Raw genomic sequence first — 19120 nt, 5'->3', positions numbered from 1 at the left:
TCCTTTTTTTCATACAAAAAGCCATATCATAGTGAATCATGTTCACTACAATATGGCTCAATCAATTTTATAAATCCAAGTCGAGTCTCTGACCCTTAAAGTAATCTAACACATATGAATCGTGTGAGATGATAATCATTTGAATCTGTGTTAATTCCTTTAGCATGTTGAGAATCGTTTCTTCATTAATAATGTCTAAATTCGTAGTTGCTTCATCAAGTATTAATATTTGTGGTTCCATAATAAGAGCTTTAGCAATCCAAAGTCGCTGAAATTGGCCACCACTCAATGTACTTACACGTTGATCTAAAATCGACTGAGGTAAAATACATTGTTTAAGTACTGTCGTGATTCTCTCATGATAAGTTGACGGATCAAAATGATGATTTTTCAACGGCGTTAATAAGATATCACGTACTCTTTTTCGATGATCTAATGTATTGCTTTGATATTGTGGTACATATTGAATCTGTTTCATCCATCTTTTCGTTTGAGTGTCTTTTCTTGAAATGCCATTGTACTTGATTTGGCCAGTATAATCTAAATCTAATCCAGCTATCATTTTCGCTAAAGTAGACTTCCCGCTACCACTTTTTCCACATATCAGTAAATGACCTTCTGTTAAATCTAATGTTATATCTTTTAAAATCGGTTGATGTTGAATACTTTTAGACAGTTGTTTGATTGTAAGCATATTGCTTTCTCCTATGCGCAATGTCGATTAATTTCTTCGTATAATCGTCTTTGGGATGTTGAAGTATCTCCTTAGCAGTACCATTTTCTAGGAGATGACCTTCTTTCATAATGCTAATATGTGTCGCATAATCTTCTACTAAATTAAGATCATGTGTGATAAATATCATCGTCATCTGTTTTTCCTTCATTATCTTCGAAAGATAACGCATTACCTTTTGACTATTTTTCTGATCGAGTGCACTTGTAGGTTCGTCTAAAACTAAACATTGAGGCTTGCTAATCAATGCCATCATTAGCGCAACTCTTTGAGCCATACCACCACTCAATTCGAAAGGATAAGATTTTAATAAGCGTTGTGGTTCTTCTAAACCAAAGGCTGTCATCATTTCAATCAACTGCACACGTCGCTCTGACTTGGTCAATTTCGATGATTGCGCTTGATATAACATATCAAAGTGTTTATCAAGGGGAATATTTTGAAACATGTTACTCGTTGTATCTTGAAACACTGCATCAACGTTGGCCAAATTGATATCAATTTGCCCTTGATACGATAATTCTGAAGAAGTCATATTTAATATTGTACGAATTAACAAGGACTTCCCACTACCACTTTCACCTATAACACAATGAAACGCACCCTTTTGAATATCTACAGAAATTGAATTTAATAATGTGCGCGCATTGTTAAAAACACTTAAACAATCGACACTCACAAAGGTTGTTATTTCATTATTTTGTTGTTGAGCATTTGAAATAATAAAGCATAACCTCCTAATAGTAGTCCCGGGAAGAAGAATAACCACGGTGCCGCACTAAAGTAACTCTTACCATCAAATAATATTGTCCCTAATTCAGGTGTGGGTGGTTTAATCCCTAGACCTAAAAAGGCTAACCCTGAAATGCTTAACATAATTTTACCTATATCTGCAGTAATTAGGGCTAGTACATTACTCATTAGATGAGGAATAGTATGCACTAATGTTGTTTTCATCTTAGAATTACCACTTAATACTGCGTAAGTAATAAAAGGTTGCTTTTGTAAATCTCTAGTTAAATTTCTAAAGTAACGTAAGTAGCGTCCTAACCATCCTATTGTGAGTGCAAATAGTAATCCTAGCATTGAATCACTCACTAAACTTAAAACAACTAAAGCAATAATAAACGATGGGATAGCTAATAATAAATCCGCTAAAAACATACAACTTTTATCAAACCAACGTCCTTCTATACCTGCAATTAATCCCAGTATTAAACCGATACCGATACTTAACACGATTACTGTCATCGTTAATCCAATCGTCACGATACTTCCCTGGATAAGACGCAATAGAAAATCTCTACCTAACTGATCTGTTCCTAATAAATGATTGAAACTAGGTGGACGTAATCCTAATGCTTCATTCAACTGTTGTGGTATCAAACTAACAACTATAGCTACAATCATCATGAATATAAAACCTACTATTATATATACAGATTTATGTTTATTCATGATTACCCACCCTTACTATATTAGGTTGAGTTAATTGCTTGTGCTGAATTCGAGGTTCATTCTTAATCATTAGTATATCTCCCAAGTAATTCGTAATCATAATTGCGACAATTACTAGCATGATAATACCTTGAATTACTGGGTAATCACGTTGATTGATTGCAGTAATCAATAATTTGCCTATACCTGACATACTAAAAATCACTTCTAAGATAACAACCTTACCAAACAAATGAATCATACTATTAATCATGATCGTTATTAATGGTGCGATAATATCTTTAATCTGCACATAGATTCGATGTTTTAGTTTAAACCACGTAATAAGGTTAATTGGTAAGCATCACTTTTAAGCGTTCCTTCTATTAAATGTGCTGTCATTAGAATAATATGACAACCTTCTACTATGACTAGCACTGTAACAGGTAGCACAAAGTGTAACCACGTACTGCTTCCTACAAAGGGTAACAACTGCAAGCGAATGCCAAAGTAATACACGAATAATATCGCCAACCAATATTCCGGCATTGAGGTTAAGATTTGAGCGATACTTCTAAGCATTAACCCCCATTTATGACCTGGATTGACGCCAACCACATAACCAATAGCGAATCCTAACGGTAATAAAATGGCCGTTGCTACTATCATTAATGTCAATGTAGGCGTTAATGATTGAATAATCATAGAAGTCACTGGCTCACTTGTACTAAAGCTATAACCAAGATCCCCTGTAAAAGCATGTACAACCCAATCTAGATACCTTAATATCATATGATGACCTAGACCTAGTTGATGTTGTGCTGCTTCTATATTTTCCTGGGAAATATGTGTGTACCCATGTCTTTGTAAATACAAGATGGCAGGATTTCCTGATGTCTTTTCCACTAACAGAAATATAATGAATGAACTCATAAATAAGTACAGCAATAATTTCAAAGTACGTTTAAACATTTTATTGCTTAACTTTCAGATGTTTATAGTCGATAGGCGCATCAGTAAGACCTGAGAATTTAAATGATTCAATCTTATGACTCGTCACAAATGTTTCATTTGGATAAGCAATCGGCACACCATAATAACTACTATTAAAATGTTTAAATATATCATCCATTGCCTGTTGTTGCTCATCACGGTTAATCTTTTTAGGGTAAGCATCTAACTTCTCTGATAACACTTTATCGTTTGCAAGCACCCCTGATTTACCATCAATATTTTTAAATACTGAATTCATAAAGTTATAAGGCATTAAGGCATCTGAGTAAGTTCTATAGAAAATGAGATCAAAGTCTTTTTTCGTCCATAACGTGTCATAATACGATTGCGAATCTAATGTTTTAATCTTTAATTCGATACCTGCTTTTTTCAATTGATCTTGAACTTGTTCTGCTTTATCTTTCCAATTTGGAAATTCTGCAGTTTGAATAACAAGATTGAATGATAATGGTTTACTATCCTTTTCATAAATGCAGTTATGATTTTTCTTATAGCCTTCTTCTTTAAGAATTTTTTCAGTATCTTTAATATTATAGTCATGCTGTTGTTGGTTCTTATCATTTACATATTGAACATCCTTTTGGAAAATGCCGCGCATATGTTGATCTGATAATTGTTTTGTATTGATGGCTTTACTTATTGCTTCTCTTATTTTGGTATCTTTTAATGTCTTATGATCTGGATTAAAGGCCATAAAATGACTAACTGTACTTGGTCGGTCTTCTATTGTTAAGTCTTTATTTTTCTTATCTTGTTTTAATTGTTGGTCTGATAACATTCCTAATGAACCACCAGAAATATCTACAGAACCACTCTGTATAGCTGAATTTCTAGAATCACCATCTTCTATCGTTTGGAAAGATAAGTCATATTTAACTGGATGCTCGTGATTGTAATACTTATTCGGTTTCATTGTCGTTTTTTCCTTACCTGCTTTATCTACAACGAATGCACCAGTACCAATTGCCTTCTTAAACTTGCCATCGACCTTGCCACCTTCAAGCGCATGCGGACTCATAATACGCAACGGTCTCACTTGTGTTAGTTCATTCAGTACCTGATTAGATGGTTATTTCAATTTTATCTGTACTGTTTGTGAATCTTTTACCACCACTTGATCTAATTGCTTTAATGTTTCAACAGTCGTTTCTTTATTCATCTTTTTAGCACGGTCAATTGAAAATTTAACTGCTTTAGCGTCTAGTTTGGACCCATCAGAGAATTTCACATTTTCTTTCAAATGAAATTCATATTCTTTTCCTGAGTTATCAACTTTCCATCGATCTGCTAAACCTGCTTTGATGCCTTTCTTCTTATCGTACTGAACAAGTGAATCGTATACTGCACTATAAACCGGCATCGCAGCATCATAACCTTGTGCATCTAATTTATCTGCTTTCGCCTCTGTTGGTAATGACACATTAATATTGTGATCATCCTTAGTATGACTTGAACAACCCGCTAGTAGTAACGTCGTTGTAGTTACCACCGATAATAATATTCACTTTTTCATTATTTTGTTCCTTCTTTCAATGTAGCTTTAATTAAAAATGATTCTTCAAATAATGTACGTAAATAGTCACTCGGAGATAAATAAAAATCACTATAGTTTGTAAGATTGATAACGTCAGGTACGCTTTCTTTTATCACTGCTACTTCAAAACCTTCTGCGACAAAGCTATCAACGATATATTTTAATGAATGATCTTGAGATGGCGTCGCACCATATTTATCGATGGTTTCTTTCATAAAATATCTACTTGGATTATTCGTATGATCTGCAAATGTGGCGTAATAAACACCCTTTTCTTTTAAAACTGCTTTTAAATCTCTTGCATGTTGAGGGACATCTTCAATAAGATATAACACTGACGTACTTATAGCTGTATCAAACTTATATCCCGTTGTTTGAGGCTTATCCGTTAAAAAGTATTCGAGGGGGAGTTGTTCTTTTAATGTGTTTGCTTTTTCTAATGAGTTGTATGCTAAATCGATGCCCACACCTTTTTCAAATTCATGTGTCTGATACAGTTGTCGTAAAAAACCACCCTGATTACAACCAAAGTCTAAAATTGTTTGTCCCTTAATATGGACTGGATCAAGCATCTGAATGATTCTTTGCCAAGACTCTTGATGGTCCCTTGCCATATCATCATCCGTTTCTTCTCCCTTTTTCCACCAAATATCGTATGTATTTCCCATATTATTATCCTTAACCTTTCAAATCGTAATTATTTCGTTTTAAAGATTACTATAAAAAAGTAAATAATACAATATAAATTTATAGCCACAATTAAATTAATTAAAAAAGCCTAATTGATAACATAACAGCATATCAATTAGACTTTGAAGACTTATTAAGTTCATTTATCTTTATATTACAATCATTAAGACCGATGTCAGATTGACCTCAGACAAACCGGAGTGTGCCCTTATCAAACATTTTCCTATTTACTTGCAAATTTATAAAAATAAGTTTTCTCAAAAACATTTAGCTTAATTATAATTGTCGACAGAAACATTGCTAACACAATATTATTTAATTTAGCTCTATTCGTTACCAAAAAGTAACAAATTTATTTTCCAAATAATATTATTATTTATTATTCTTTATATGTGGTATATTTGTATTGTAATATTGAAGTTATTTATTAGTGTATTATTACATTGAGACTAACCCATTCTTACAAAGCAACATTTAAAAGGAGTATGGTTCAATGTCAAAAAGACAAAGAAATTTAAAACACAGTTTAGAAGAAGAAAAATCACGGGTTAAATTATATAAATCAGGCAAACACTGGATTAAATCAGGTATCAAAGAAATTAAACTCATGCAAATCATGGGATTACCTATCTTTTCTAATCACACAAGTGAAGGTCCTGATGAAACACAAGACAAAGGTAATTTCGTAAAAAGAAATGCTATAAAAGCTACAACCATAGCTGGTGGTGCTTTTACAGTGAATATGTTACATAATCATCAAGCTATGGCGGCTTCTGAATTGCCTATAACTTCAGAACTTTCCACGCAAAGTGAAGCTGTTGCAAATCAAAATTCAACAGAACTTAAACATGCAAGCACCAACGAAAATCCTTCAAATAGCGAATCGGTTTCCTCAGAAAAAACACAAAGTTCAGAAAAAAATGACAATGCTGATAGTACTCAATCTACAGATAGTCAAAGTGATCAATCAAACACACAATCAAGTGAGAGTGTGAAAGATCAAACTGAACAACAAAGTGAATCCGATCAATCACATAACGACAGCCACTCAGAACAATCATCCAAGCAAGATCAATCAGAACATAATAGTACGACATCTAGTGAAAGTGAAGGCGATAGTAAAGATGCTAAAAGTACAACATCTTCTACTAACGACAAATCAACTGATACACAATCACAGAAATCTACATCTACTTCACAAGACCAACAACAAAGTACGTCTAGTAAACCTAAAGTAGATACGAATGAAGGTCAGTCTCAATCATCAACACAAAGTAAAGATAGTCAAACACCAAACAATGCTACAACTAGTGAATCATCATCTAATCAAAATAACATTGTTAAAAGTGAATCGATTACAAATCAAACGTCTTATGTGAATGAAAGAATGACACATACTGCTTCTGAAAGTGTAGTCACAACACCCGTTGCAAGTGAGTCTACTAAACCAACTAATACTACTAAAGTACGTGCTTTTAGTCGATTAGCGGTCAATCGTTTAGCAGCAGCTGCAACACCAACACCTATTGCACCAACAACATCACAAGTTGTTGTTGATAAAAATAACTTTACCGACCATTTCACAACAGTTGGTTCTGCAACTTTTGATAAGAACACTGGTATTGCTACACTGACACCGGATGCAAGTAGTCAAAAAGGTGCCATTTCACTTGGTACTAAAATCAACTCCAATAAGAGTTTCCACTTCACTGGTAAAGTTAACTTAGGAACGCGTTATGAAGGTTTTAGTCCTGATGGCGTTACTGGCGGAGATGGAATTGGATTTGCTTTCTCACCTGGTACTTTAGGCCAAATCGGTAAAGAAGGTGCAGCTTTAGGTATCGGTGGCTTAAATAATGCGTTCGGATTTAAACTAGATAGTTATCATAATACCTCTCAACCAAACGCATCAGCAAGTGCCAATAAAGACCCTGCGAATGTATCAGGCGGAGGCGCATTCGGTGCATTTGTAACAACCAACTCAAGTGGTGTCGCATCGACATATACGGATAGCACTAAGACAGCAAACGCAGCGAAATTAACAACACAACCTAACGGTACCTTCCAAGATTTCGTCATTGATTATAATGGTGATACAAAAGTGATGACAGTCACGTATGCTGGTCAAACATGGACACGAAATATTTCAGATTGGATTAAAGCAAGTAATAATACCAATTTCTCTTTATCTATGACTGCTTCTACAGGTGGTGCACGAAATTTACAACAAGTTCAAATTGACTCATTCACCTATACAGAATCTGCTACAGCACAAGTTCACTATGTTGATGCTAATACTGGTAAAGAAATCATTCCACCTAAAACATTGGCTGGAGACGTTGATAATACTGTAAACATTGATGATCAACAAAGTAACTTAACATCTAAGGGTTATCAGTTAGTCAATGTAGATAGTACATATGCACCGACATACAATGCTACAAATAAAACAGTTAAGTTAACTAATGCTGGTCAAGCTATCACCATCTTCTATAAAGATGTTAAAGCGCCAACAATTAATATGACGAATCAAACTAAAGAAATTAATAGTCCTATTTCACCAATCACAGTGAATAGTACAGATAATGGTACCGGAACAGTAACTAATACTGTCACTGGACTACCTGCTGGATTATCTTATGATTCAACATCAAATACAATCACAGGTACGCCAACTCAATTAGGCAATAATACGGTGACGGTTACTTCAGTAGACCAAGCAGGTAATTCATCATCATCTACTTTCACTATCAATGTCGTAGATACTACTAATCCTGTGATTGATATCGGTAATCAGTCTAATCAAGTTTTCACACCTATTAACAATGTCACTATCAATACAAGTGATAATAGTGGTTCAACGACTGACACAGTAACTGGGTTACCTCCAGGATTAACATATGATCCATCTACTAAAACAGTAAGCGGTACACCATCACAATTAGGTAGTTATACTGTGACAGTTACTTCAAAAGATGCAAGTAACAATACAACAACTAAAACATTTACATGGAATATAGAACGTAATGCAGCTAGTGATTCACTATCCAACTCCGAAAGCACGTCTACTATAACTAGTACAAGTACCTCTAATAGTACATCAAATAGTAATAGTATTTCGGCTTCGAACAGTACAAGTACGTCATTGAGCGATTCGAAAAGCAACAGTTTAAGTGCATCGACTTCGACGAGCGCTTCGACTTCTGATAGTACAAGTGCGTCATTAAGTGGTTCTCAAAGTGCAAGCACGTCTGCAAGTACTAGTAGTAAATTAAGTGATAGCGCAAGTGCTTCAACAAGTGCCAGTGATTCTACTTCTTCTAGTACATCCGCAAGTGATAGTGCGTCGACTTCTAGCAGTACAAGTGCGTCATTAAGCGGTTCTCAAAGCGCAAGCACGTCGACAAGTACTAGTAGTAAATTAAGTGATAGCGCAAGTGCTTCAACAAGTGCGAGTGATTCTACTTCTTCTAGTACGTCTGCGAGTGATAGTGCATCGACTTCTAGCAGTACAAGTGCGTCATTAAGCGGTTCTCAAAGCGCAAGCACGTCGACAAGTACTAGTAGTAAATTAAGTGATAGCGCAAGTGCTTCGACAAGTGCGAGTGATTCTACTTCTTCTAGTACGTCTGCGAGTGATAGTGCATCGACTTCTAGCAGTACAAGTGCGTCATTAAGTGGTTCTCAAAGCGCAAGCACGTCGACTTCGTTAAGTGATAGTACGTCTACAAGCGACAGTACGTCATTGAGCGATTCTGAAAGCACAAGTATATCCACTTCATTAAGTGACAGTACTTCAACAAGCGACTCAACGAGTACGTCGCTTTCTGATAGTTCATCTACAAGCGGCAGTACGTCATTGAGCGATTCTGAAAGCACAAGTACATCCACTTCATTAAGTGACAGTACTTCAACAAGCGACTCAACGAGTACGTCGCTTTCTGATAGTTCATCTACAAGCGGTAGTACGTCATTGAGCGATTCTCAAAGTACAAGTGCTTCAACTTCGTTAAGTGATAGCACTTCAACAAGCGACTCAACGAGTACGTCACTTTCTGACAGTTCATCTACAAGCGGTAGCACATCATTGAGTGACTCCGAAAGTACAAGTACGTCGACTTCATTAAGTGACAGTACTTCGACTAGCACTTCACTTTCTGATAGTTCGTCAACAAGCGGCAGTACGTCATTAAGCGATTCTCAAAGTACAAGTGCTTCTACTTCGTTAAGTGATAGTACTTCAACGAGCGATTCAACGAGTACGTCTCTATCTGACAGTTCATCTACGAGCGGTAGTACTTCATTAAGCGACTCTGAAAGTACAAGTGCTTCAACTTCAATGAGTGACAGTACTTCAACGAGCACTTCACTTTCTGATAGCTCGTCTACAAGTGGTAGTACTTCATTAAGTGACTCTGAAAGTACAAGTGCATCATCATCATTAAGTGACAGTACTTCTACTAGTGACTCAACTAGTACGTCACTTTCTGACAGCTCATCGACGAGTGGTAGTACTTCATTGAGTGATTCTCAAAGTACTAGTACGTCTACTTCTTTAAGTGACAGTACTTATACGAGTGATTCAACGAGCACGTCGCTTTCTGACAGTTCATCTACAAGCGGTAGTACATCACTAAGTGGTTCTGAAAGTACAAGTGCATCATCATCATTAAGTGACAGTACTTCTACTAGTGACTCAACTAGTACGTCACTTTCTGACAGCTCATCTACAAGTGGTAGTACATCACTAAGTGGTTCTGAAAGTACAAGTGCATCATCATCATTAAGTGACAGTACGTCAACGAGTGATTCAACGAGTACTTCTCTTTCTGATAGTTCATCTACAAGTGGTAGCACGTCATTGAGTGATTCTGAAAGCACAAGTACATCCACTTCTTTAAGTGACAGTACTTCTACTAGTGATTCAACAAGTACTTCTCTTTCTGATAGCTCATCGACGAGCGGCAGTACGTCATTAAGCGATTCTGAAAGCACAAGTGCTTCTACTTCATTAAGTGACAGTACTTCTACTAGTGATTCAACAAGTACTTCTCTTTCTGATAGCTCATCGACGAGCGGCAGTACGTCATTAAGCGATTCTGAAAGCACAAGTGCTTCTACTTCATTAAGTGACAGTACTTCTACTAGTGATTCAACGAGTACTTCTCTTTCTGATAGTTCATCGACAAGCGGTAGTACGTCATTGAGTGACTCTGAAAGCACAAGTACATCCACTTCATTAAGTGACAGTACTTCTACTAGTGATTCAACAAGTACGTCACTTTCTGACAGCTCATCGACGAGCGGCAGTACGTCATTAAGCGATTCTCAAAGTACAAGTGCTTCAACTTCGTTAAGTGATAGTACTTCTACGAGCGATTCAACGAGTACGTCGCTTTCTGACAGTTCATCTACGAGCGGTAGTACGTCATTGAGCGATTCTCAAAGTACAAGTGCTTCAACTTCGTTAAGTGATAGTACTTCTACGAGCGATTCAACGAGTACTTCACTTTCCGATAGCTCATCTACGAGTGGTAGTACGTCACTGAGTGACTCTGAAAGTACAAGTACTTCATTATCATTAAGTGATAGCACTTCTACGAGTGACTCAACAAGTACTTCGCTTTCTGATAGTTCGTCGACAAGTGGTAGTACTTCATTGAGCGATTCTGAAAGCACAAGTACATCCACTTCGTTAAGTGACAGTACTTCAACTAGTGGATCAACAAGTACTTCACTTTCCGATAGTTCATCTACGAGTGGTAGTACTTCATTGAGTGATTCCGAAAGCACAAGTACATCCACTTCATTAAGTGACAGTACTTCAACGAGCGATTCAATGAGTTCTTCGCTTTCTGACAGTTCGTCAACGAGTGGTAGTACTTCATTAAGTGACTCTGAAAGCACTAGTACTTCGACTTCACTAAGTGGATCCGAAAGTACAAGCACGTCATCATCATTAAGTGATAGCTCGTCTACAAGTGGCAGCACGTCATTGAGCGATTCGCAAAGTACAAGTGCTTCTACTTCGTTAAGTGATAGTACTTCTACGAGCGATTCAACGAGTACTTCACTTTCCGATAGCTCATCTACGAGCGGTAGTACGTCATTGAGTGACTCTGAAAGTACAAGTACTTCATCATCATTAAGTGATAGCACTTCTACGAGTGACTCAACAAGTACTTCGCTTTCTGATAGTTCATCAACAAGCGGTAGTACGTCATTGAGTGACTCTGAAAGCACTAGTACGTCTACTTCGTTAAGCGACAGTGCTTCGACAAGTGATTCAATGAGCACTTCGCTTTCTGATAGCTCATCGACAAGTGGCAGTACGTCATTAAGCGATTCTGAAAGCACAAGTACATCCACTTCATTAAGTGACAGTACTTCGACGAGTGATTCAACAAGTACGTCTCTTTCTGACAGTTCATCGACGAGCGGTAGTACGTCATTGAGTGATTCTCAAAGTACAAGTGCTTCAACTTCGTTAAGCGACAGTACTTCAACAAGTGATTCAATGAGTACTTCACTTTCTGATAGCTCGTCGACAAGTGGCAGCACGTCCTTGAGCGATTCTCAAAGTACAAGTGCTTCAACTTCATTAAGTGACAGTACTTCAACGAGTGATTCAACAAGTACTTCGCTTTCTGATAGTTCATCGACTAGCGGTAGTACGTCATTGAGCGATTCTCAAAGTACAAGCACGTCATCATCATTAAGTGATAGCTCGTCTACGAGTGACTCAACAAGTACTTCGCTTTCTGATAGTTCATCGACAAGTGGTAGTACGTCATTGAGTGACTCTGAAAGTACAAGTACTTCATCATCATTAAGCGACAGTACTTCAACTAGTGGATCAGCAAGTACTTCACTTTCCGATAGTTCATCGACAAGTGGTAGTACATCACTAAGTGACTCTATAAGTACAAGTACTTCATCATCATTAAGCGACAGTACTTCAACGAGCGACTCAACGAGCACGTCGCTTTCTGATAGTTCATCAACGAGTGGTAGTACGTCATTGAGTGACTCTGAAAGCACTAGTACTTCATCATCATTAAGTGACAGTACTTCAACTAGTGGATCAACAAGTACTTCACTTTCCGATAGTTCATCTACAAGTGGTAGTACGTCATTGAGTGATTCCGAAAGTACAAGCACGTCATCATCATTAAGTGATAGCTCGTCTACAAGTGGCAGCACTTCATTGAGCGATTCTCAAAGTACAAGTGATTCAACTTCGTTAAGTGATAGTGCTTCGACGAGTGACTCAACGAGTACGTCGCTTTCTGATAGTTCATCGACGAGCGGTAGTACATCACTAAGTGATTCTGTTAGCACTAGTACTTCTACTTCAGAAAGTAGTAGTATTTCAACGAGCACGTCGCTTTCTGATAGTTCATCAACGAGTGGTAGTACGTCATTGAGTGACTCTGAAAGCACTAGTACTTCATCATCATTAAGTGACAGTACTTCAACTAGTGGATCAACAAATACTTCACTTTCTGACAGTTCATCTACAAGTGGTAGTACTTCATTGAGTGATTCTCAAAGTACAAGTGCTTCAACTTCGTTAAGTGATAGTACTTCAACAAGCGACTCAACGAGCACGTCACTTTCTGACAGTTCGTCAACAAGCGGTAGCACATCATTGAGTGACTCCGAAAGTACAAGCACGTCATCATCATTAAGTGATAGCTCGTCTACAAGTGGCAGCACTTCATTGAGCGATTCTCAAAGTACAAGCACGTCATCATCATTAAGTGATAGTACTTCAACAAGCGACTCAACTAGCACGTCACTTTCCGATAGTTCATCGACAAGCGGTAGTACATCACTAAGTGGTTCTGTAAGTACAAGCACTTCGACTTCGTTAAGTGACAGTACTTCAACTAGCGAATCAACTAGTACTTCGCTTTCTGACAGTTCGTCAACTAGTGGTAGTACATCACTAAGTGGTTCTGAAAGTACAAGTGCTTCAACTTCACTAAGTGGATCCGAAAGTACAAGTACGTCTACTTCAGAAAGTAGTAGTACTTCAACAAGTGATTCAATGAGTACTTCACTTTCTGATAGTCAATCACATAGCCATACGAATAGTATTTCTATTAGTGATTCAACAAGTAACAGTGACTCAAATAGTAATAGTACGTCAGATAGCGCTAGTGTAAGTACATCGGATACGCCAAGTCATAGTCTCTCATTTAGTCAATCAGTAAATGGCAGTGATTCAACAAGTAGCAGTGATTCAAACAGTCATAGTACATCAATGTCTACGTCCGAAACACCAAGTGAAAGTATATCTCATAGTCAGAGCACAAGCGCTTCTACGAAGGACAGCACATCTCAGTCTATGTCACATAGCATGAGTGCATCATCTAGTGAATCAACTAATGTTTCACCTATGCATCCAACTTCTGAGGCACAACAACATGACAACAACAAACCTCATTCAGAAGCATTACCTGACACTGGTGAAGATGACAATCAATCTAAAGGTTTACTATCAGGATTATTATCATTGATTTTCGGTCTAGCTATATTTAGAAAATCTAGAAAAGACAAAAAAAGATCGCAAAGAAGATAACAATAATTAATTAGAATAAAATAGAGGCAGAAGCATTGTTATTTCTAAAGTACTCAATTGATTACTCAAAAAATAATGGGTGCTTTTGCCTCTTTATAATCATTTAAAGAAAAGGATTAGTGTGGGAAATTGATGAATATTAAAAACATTAAAAATATCGAATATAAAATTTTATATAAACGTATTCTTTTCACTCTAATGATCATTTTCATATACATATTGGGTAGTAATATTAAAATTGCTGATATGAAATCATCAGCACAACATACGAATCAATTTCTTGATTTAGCTATTTCAAATGTCGGCGGAGATATTACAACACTCAACCTATTCTCATTGGGTCTAAGTCCTTGGCTTACCACGATGATTATTATGACGTTACTGACCTATCGAAATATGGAGAAAGGTCAAAAACAAACACGTCTAGAACGTAGCTATAAAGAACGTTTTTTCACTATTTTATTAGCATTAATTCAAGGGTATTTTATCTTAAGTGAGTACATTAATAAGGGTATGATTCATCACGCTAATTTCCCTTTAATGTTACTTATCTTAGTAGCCGGCACAATGTTACTCGTGTGGTTAGCTGATCAAAATACTGTTTATGGTATCGCAGGTCCAACGCCTATCGTATTAGTTAGTATCATCAAATCTATGTTTCAAAATAAACATCTTCAATTGTTGGATGCCCAAACGATGGTGATTGGTGGAGTTATGATATTAGTCGTGTTGATTCTTTTATTATTCATAGAAATGATTGAATATCGCATGATTTATAGAGATATTATGAATATCAGTACATCTAAAAAAGACACTTATGTATCTTGGAAATTAAACCCTGCTGGTAGTATTTCAATCATGTTTAACTTTTCACTGTTCTTCTTATTAGGTGTCTTAATACATTTAGTTGGAAGATGGATCACTGGAGATACTCAATATCGACAACCATTTTTAGAATTAGATAATCCGATTGGGGTATTGATATTCATCATCATGTTGATTATCTTAAACTATTATTTATCTCGAGTTATGTTGAATACAAAACGTATTGCTAAAGACTTTCAAAAGAGTGGGAATTATTTCGATGGCATTTATCCTGGCGATGATACAAGACATTATTTAGACCGTAGAGCTAAAAAAATTAGTGCAATCGGCGCCTTAATAATAGGTTTTATCATTAGCCTGCCGCTCATTAGTTCTATATTTATATCTGGTATTTACGATCAAATTTCAATTTTTACGCAGTTTATTATTTTGATTTACATTACGATAAATATTACAGAAACAATTAGAACATATTTATACTTTGATAAATATAAATCATTTTTAAACAAATATTGGTAAGGAGTAAGGTATGAAATATTTCGTTCCAGCATGGTACAACAATGATCAATGGTGGCGTAATTTGAATCAACCATTTTATATAAAAAATGCAATGATCGAGTTTGACGATTCCATTAGTCTCATGTCGATGCATGAAAAAAATGACGAAGATTTTAAACTACTTCATTTAAGTTTTAATCCCAATTTACGCTTATTTCTGCATAAGTATGACTTATATGAAGCAAATATTTGGTCATTATTTGACGAAATTCAGGGATTCGAAGACATTCCACCTAGATCCTTTCAATTTGAAGACTTAGAATGGCCTGATAACACTGAATTTTTCTATTCACCTTATTTAATACAGGCTATGAAAGCACATTACGTATCTAAAATTTATTTTAATCAAGATGGCTATTTAATTGTAGTGGATGATTTTGAACATGATATCCATCAGCGTCGATATATTTTTGACGAACGTGGTTATTTGAGTGCTATCCGTTATTACGACGAGCTCGGTCACGAACAATATCAGGATTATTTAACCGCTTCGGGTGATGTTGTTTTACGTGAAAACCTAGAGACTAATGTTGTTCAAGTTATGGCAGATCATGCGCACCAATTTCATTCCAAGACCTATCCATCAATGATTGATTTAATTACAGAACGTTTAAACACATTTTGTAATCAACATATGCAAGCAAATGATAAACTGATTGTTTCATCACATATTGCTCATAACGGCATTTTTAATACGCTTAGAGATGACGTGCAAGTATATTACTCTATTTTTAATAAACGTAATCGTACGATTGACCAACCATTAATTAAGAGTATGGCACATAGCAACAAATGGCTTGTTGATACACATGAAAATGAACATATCTTACATCAACTCATTGAAACACTGGATACTAAACCTGAAATATTGAGATTTACACCATTCGATACACAAATCTTAGAAAATCTAAGTAGCCAGTTAGATGAAACTTACATAGGTATTTGGATTGATGGTCTTAATGATGATTATTTGCAAATATTAATCAATGATTTAATCACTTATATTAAACGTCATCCATCGTATCGCCTAGTTATTTTAACGAAAAATAGCGCTACTCAATTACAACAATGGTTGTCTCAATTAATACAAAATGTTAATGAAACATTCAATGAAGAAGATGAGGATGATTTAGCCAAATCAGAATTAATCCAAGCAAAATCAGCGGAAGACTTTGAGGAATTAGTACAAATTCAATCGGTGCCATTTGAATATGACGTATTAAAGGCATTGTCTCGACTAAGAATCGTCATTGACCTTAATGATGAACCAGATTTATTCTTACAAATCGCAAGTATCAGTGTCAGAATCCCACAAATAAATATGCATCAAAGTAGTTATGTCACTCATTTAGAAAATGGCTATTTGATTAATAGTTATGCGGATATTACGACTGCGTTAGATTATTTCTTAAGTACTTTAAAACATTGGAATGGTGCGTTTACATTTAATACCAATATGATTGAAGATTTAAGTTCAGGTCACATTATTGAACAACTTGACCACTTTTTAGAAGGTGATAACCATGCCACGTAAATTTAATGTATTACAAATTGGCGGAACAGATTTAGAATATCTATTCACGCATAAACCGGAAGTCACTTGGGACTATTTTGATACACAATTATTTGAATTTGATAGTGGGTATATCGATAGTATTAAGGAGATTGTCGAGGAATCTGGACAGTTTGATTTAGTATTTATTCAAGCGAACCTGACAGATGCATTAACACAACTCTTGCATATTGTGAGTCATCCATATAATACACTTGTCGATGCACAATATTGGCCAAGTGGCTATGATGAACTTGATTTAGTGCAGAGATATCTCATTCGCCCTATTCATTATGATACGACGGATGATCTTCATGATAAATTGATATCCATTTCATTTCCTGGGCAATACGGAGATAAAGTGAGTCCAGCTCGAACACATATCCAATCGCCGTCACATATCGAAGTGATTCATTATGGTAATAGAGAAATTCAATTGAAAGGTCATTTCGGTGATGAATTGATTCCGGTACTTAATTGGCAGCAAAACCTCGTATACGATAAAGATAAAGTGATTGAAGTTTGGCCGGAATTCCGAACTGAAGGTGATGTCACCTTAGAATATACGTTTCGATTAGTATCTTTAAACCCAGAAGAAGGCGTCCTTGAAAAGATTGTTCTAAGTGAAGAAGCACTTGCCGAGCCACTTTATTTACAACGCAGACCCTATACAGCATACATTTCAACATCGGTAAGTGTTAAAGGTAGTGGTACCGTTCATATTGGCGCTGTACATAAACGTTTATCACATATTGAATTCGGTCATTTATTACTCGGTAGTCATCGTTTTGTAGATGAAAATCGCGAAGAATTCTTTTACTACTTTAATCCTGGAGATTTCAAACCACCACTTAATGTTTACTTTAGTGGTTATCGTGAAGCTGAAGGGTTTGAAGCTTATTTTCTAATGAATCAATTAGGTGCGCCTTTCTTACTGATTAGTGATCCAAGAATTCAAGGTGGCGCATTTTACTTAGGTTCTGATACGTATGAAAATGGTATTAAACAGGTCATTACCGATACACTAAACCAACTCGGGTTCAAAGAAGATGACTTGATACTATCAGGTTTATCTATGGGATCATTTGGTGCTTTATACTACGGTGCCCAATTAAATCCTAAAGGCATTAACGTTGGTAAACCTTTAGTCAATGTCGGTACTATAGCTAAAAATATGAAATTATTACGACCTAATGATTTCGAAACATCATTAGATATCGCCCTTTCACCCGAACATACAATGACCGAGTCATCACAAACTAACACCGATTTGAAGCATATTAAAGACTTAGACAACAAATTCTGGAATGTCTTTTCAAATCGTCATATTAGCGATACATCCATTGCTATTACTTATATGAAAAACGACGATTACGATCAATCTGCATTCGAAGATTTGCTACCAGTATTAAGCCGACATCATGTCCATCTGATGAACAAAGCCGTACCAGGTCGACATAATGATGATACATCAACCGTTGTGAATTGGTTTATGAACTTTTATCATATTTTATTAAAAGATCATTTTGGGAGAGACAATCATGCAAAGTAATCAAACATTAGACGTAAGATGGCGCAAAGTGACACGTCATACTTATAAACATGGCGCAACAATACAATTTCACGATGACTACACATATTATGAAAATCAACTCATGCCATCAGGCTTGCAAATTAACTTATGGGAACCAGCCACTACATTTGATAAAGATGGGCATCCGCCTAAACTCCCTATGTTAAAGAGAGGTTATCGTTATGATATTCATCTAGATATTACTGCCACGCCAGCACAAAGTGTTTATGTCATTGTGACCTTTTATTTAAAAAATGGTAAAGCATTCGACCACTGTATGATTAAAGAAACTGATAGCTATTTTATTTATCCAAATGAGGCTTATAGTTATGATATTTGCTTGATGAACGCTGCATGTCATCATCTTATATTTAAGAAAATCACCTTAACTGAACGATATTTTGTTAAGGATAAAGATAAAGAAATCGCCGAATCTATCGAATCATCAACCAATGACATTTCAACGAGCTCTGATGATATAACAGAGACACATTCATCAGAGGACGGTCGACCACGTACACCACAGGAGAATGTTAACCTAGTCAATCAAATCATGAAAACTACACGTCCAAAACGTGATCATGATTAAAATCCATTAATCAATCAGAAAGGAGGAT

General features: G+C 36.0%; 9 protein-coding genes and 2 pseudogenes. 5 read left to right on the top strand and 6 right to left on the bottom strand.

All coding sequences use genetic code 11. The features are described 5' to 3' along the window. Nucleotides 1-67 precede the first annotated feature (67 nt). The 6 genes and pseudogenes from JX000_RS00430 to JX000_RS00405 form a co-directional block, all read right to left on the bottom strand. Nucleotides 68-694 (bottom strand): ABC transporter ATP-binding protein, encoded by a 627-nt coding sequence (locus tag JX000_RS00430; protein WP_145506578.1) that lies wholly within the window; start codon nt 692-694, stop codon nt 68-70. Then, nucleotides 669-1412, bottom strand: a complete 744-nt coding sequence (locus JX000_RS00425) for an ATP-binding cassette domain-containing protein (protein ID WP_145506581.1) — start codon at nt 1410-1412, stop codon at nt 669-671. Before JX000_RS00425 ends, JX000_RS00430 begins: the two co-directional genes overlap by 26 nt. A gap of 8 nt (nt 1413-1420) precedes the next feature. Beyond that, on the bottom strand, nt 1421-2191 hold the full coding sequence (locus tag JX000_RS00420; RefSeq protein ID WP_145506584.1) for an ABC transporter permease: 771 nt from the start codon (nt 2189-2191) through the stop codon (nt 1421-1423). Beyond that, nucleotides 2184-3142: pseudogene (locus JX000_RS00415) on the bottom strand (ABC transporter permease). Before JX000_RS00415 ends, JX000_RS00420 begins: the two are co-directional and overlap by 8 nt. A 1-nt stretch (nt 3143) precedes the next feature. Then, nucleotides 3144-4685 (bottom strand): annotated as a pseudogene (locus JX000_RS00410) (ABC transporter substrate-binding protein). A gap of 11 nt (nt 4686-4696) precedes the next feature. Beyond that, nucleotides 4697-5386 carry a class I SAM-dependent methyltransferase gene (locus tag JX000_RS00405; RefSeq protein WP_145506590.1) on the bottom strand — a complete coding sequence of 230 codons (690 nt, stop codon included), beginning with the start codon at nt 5384-5386 and terminating at the stop codon, nt 4697-4699. Between the two features lie 515 nt (nt 5387-5901). On the opposite strand from JX000_RS00405, the gene JX000_RS00400 reads away from it, so the two are divergent. From JX000_RS00400 to asp3, 5 genes are all read left to right on the top strand, one after another. Then, nucleotides 5902-13995: a KxYKxGKxW signal peptide domain-containing protein gene (locus JX000_RS00400; RefSeq protein WP_206140752.1), complete on the top strand. Its 8094-nt coding sequence runs from the start codon at nt 5902-5904 to the stop codon at nt 13993-13995. A gap of 132 nt (nt 13996-14127) precedes the next feature. Then, on the top strand, nt 14128-15339 hold the full coding sequence (secY2, locus tag JX000_RS00395) for an accessory Sec system protein translocase subunit SecY2 (RefSeq protein WP_145506302.1): 1212 nt from the start codon (nt 14128-14130) through the stop codon (nt 15337-15339). Nucleotides 15340-15349: 10 nt separating this feature from the next. Continuing rightward, nucleotides 15350-16912: an accessory Sec system protein Asp1 gene (gene asp1 / locus JX000_RS00390; protein WP_145506298.1), complete on the top strand. Its 1563-nt coding sequence runs from the start codon at nt 15350-15352 to the stop codon at nt 16910-16912. Continuing rightward, nucleotides 16902-18482: an accessory Sec system protein Asp2 gene (gene asp2 / locus JX000_RS00385; protein WP_206140751.1), complete on the top strand. Its 1581-nt coding sequence runs from the start codon at nt 16902-16904 to the stop codon at nt 18480-18482. The genes asp1 and asp2 overlap by 11 nt, the downstream gene beginning before the upstream one ends. Then, the gene (gene asp3, locus JX000_RS00380) at nt 18472-19092 is read left to right on the top strand and encodes an accessory Sec system protein Asp3 (RefSeq protein WP_049415505.1); all 621 of its coding nucleotides are present in this window, start codon (nt 18472-18474) and stop codon (nt 19090-19092) included. Before asp2 ends, asp3 begins: the two co-directional genes overlap by 11 nt. The last annotated feature ends 28 nt before the right edge of the window (nt 19093-19120 follow it).

This window comes from Staphylococcus sp. SB1-57, assembly GCF_017086425.1.
Classification (GTDB): Bacteria; Bacillota; Bacilli; order Staphylococcales; family Staphylococcaceae; genus Staphylococcus; species Staphylococcus warneri_A.
Note: the sequence above shows the minus strand (reverse complement) of the source record. Positions and strands in the feature narration are given on the sequence as shown.

Bases quoted from the DNA above. Each gene is read 5' to 3' on its own strand.
- JX000_RS00420 (WP_145506584.1), bottom strand. From the start codon at position 2,191: ATGAATAAACATAAATCTGTATATATAATAGTAGGTTTTATATTCATG.
- asp2 (WP_206140751.1), top strand. From the start codon at position 16,902: ATGCCACGTAAATTTAATGTATTACAAATTGGCGGAACAGATTTAGAA.
- JX000_RS00400 (WP_206140752.1), top strand. From the start codon at position 5,902: ATGTCAAAAAGACAAAGAAATTTAAAACACAGTTTAGAAGAAGAAAAA.
- JX000_RS00430 (WP_145506578.1), bottom strand. From the start codon at position 694: ATGCTTACAATCAAACAACTGTCTAAAAGTATTCAACATCAACCGATT.
- JX000_RS00405 (WP_145506590.1), bottom strand. From the start codon at position 5,386: ATGGGAAATACATACGATATTTGGTGGAAAAAGGGAGAAGAAACGGAT.
- secY2 (WP_145506302.1), top strand. From the start codon at position 14,128: ATGAATATTAAAAACATTAAAAATATCGAATATAAAATTTTATATAAA.
- asp3 (WP_049415505.1), top strand. From the start codon at position 18,472: ATGCAAAGTAATCAAACATTAGACGTAAGATGGCGCAAAGTGACACGT.
- asp1 (WP_145506298.1), top strand. From the start codon at position 15,350: ATGAAATATTTCGTTCCAGCATGGTACAACAATGATCAATGGTGGCGT.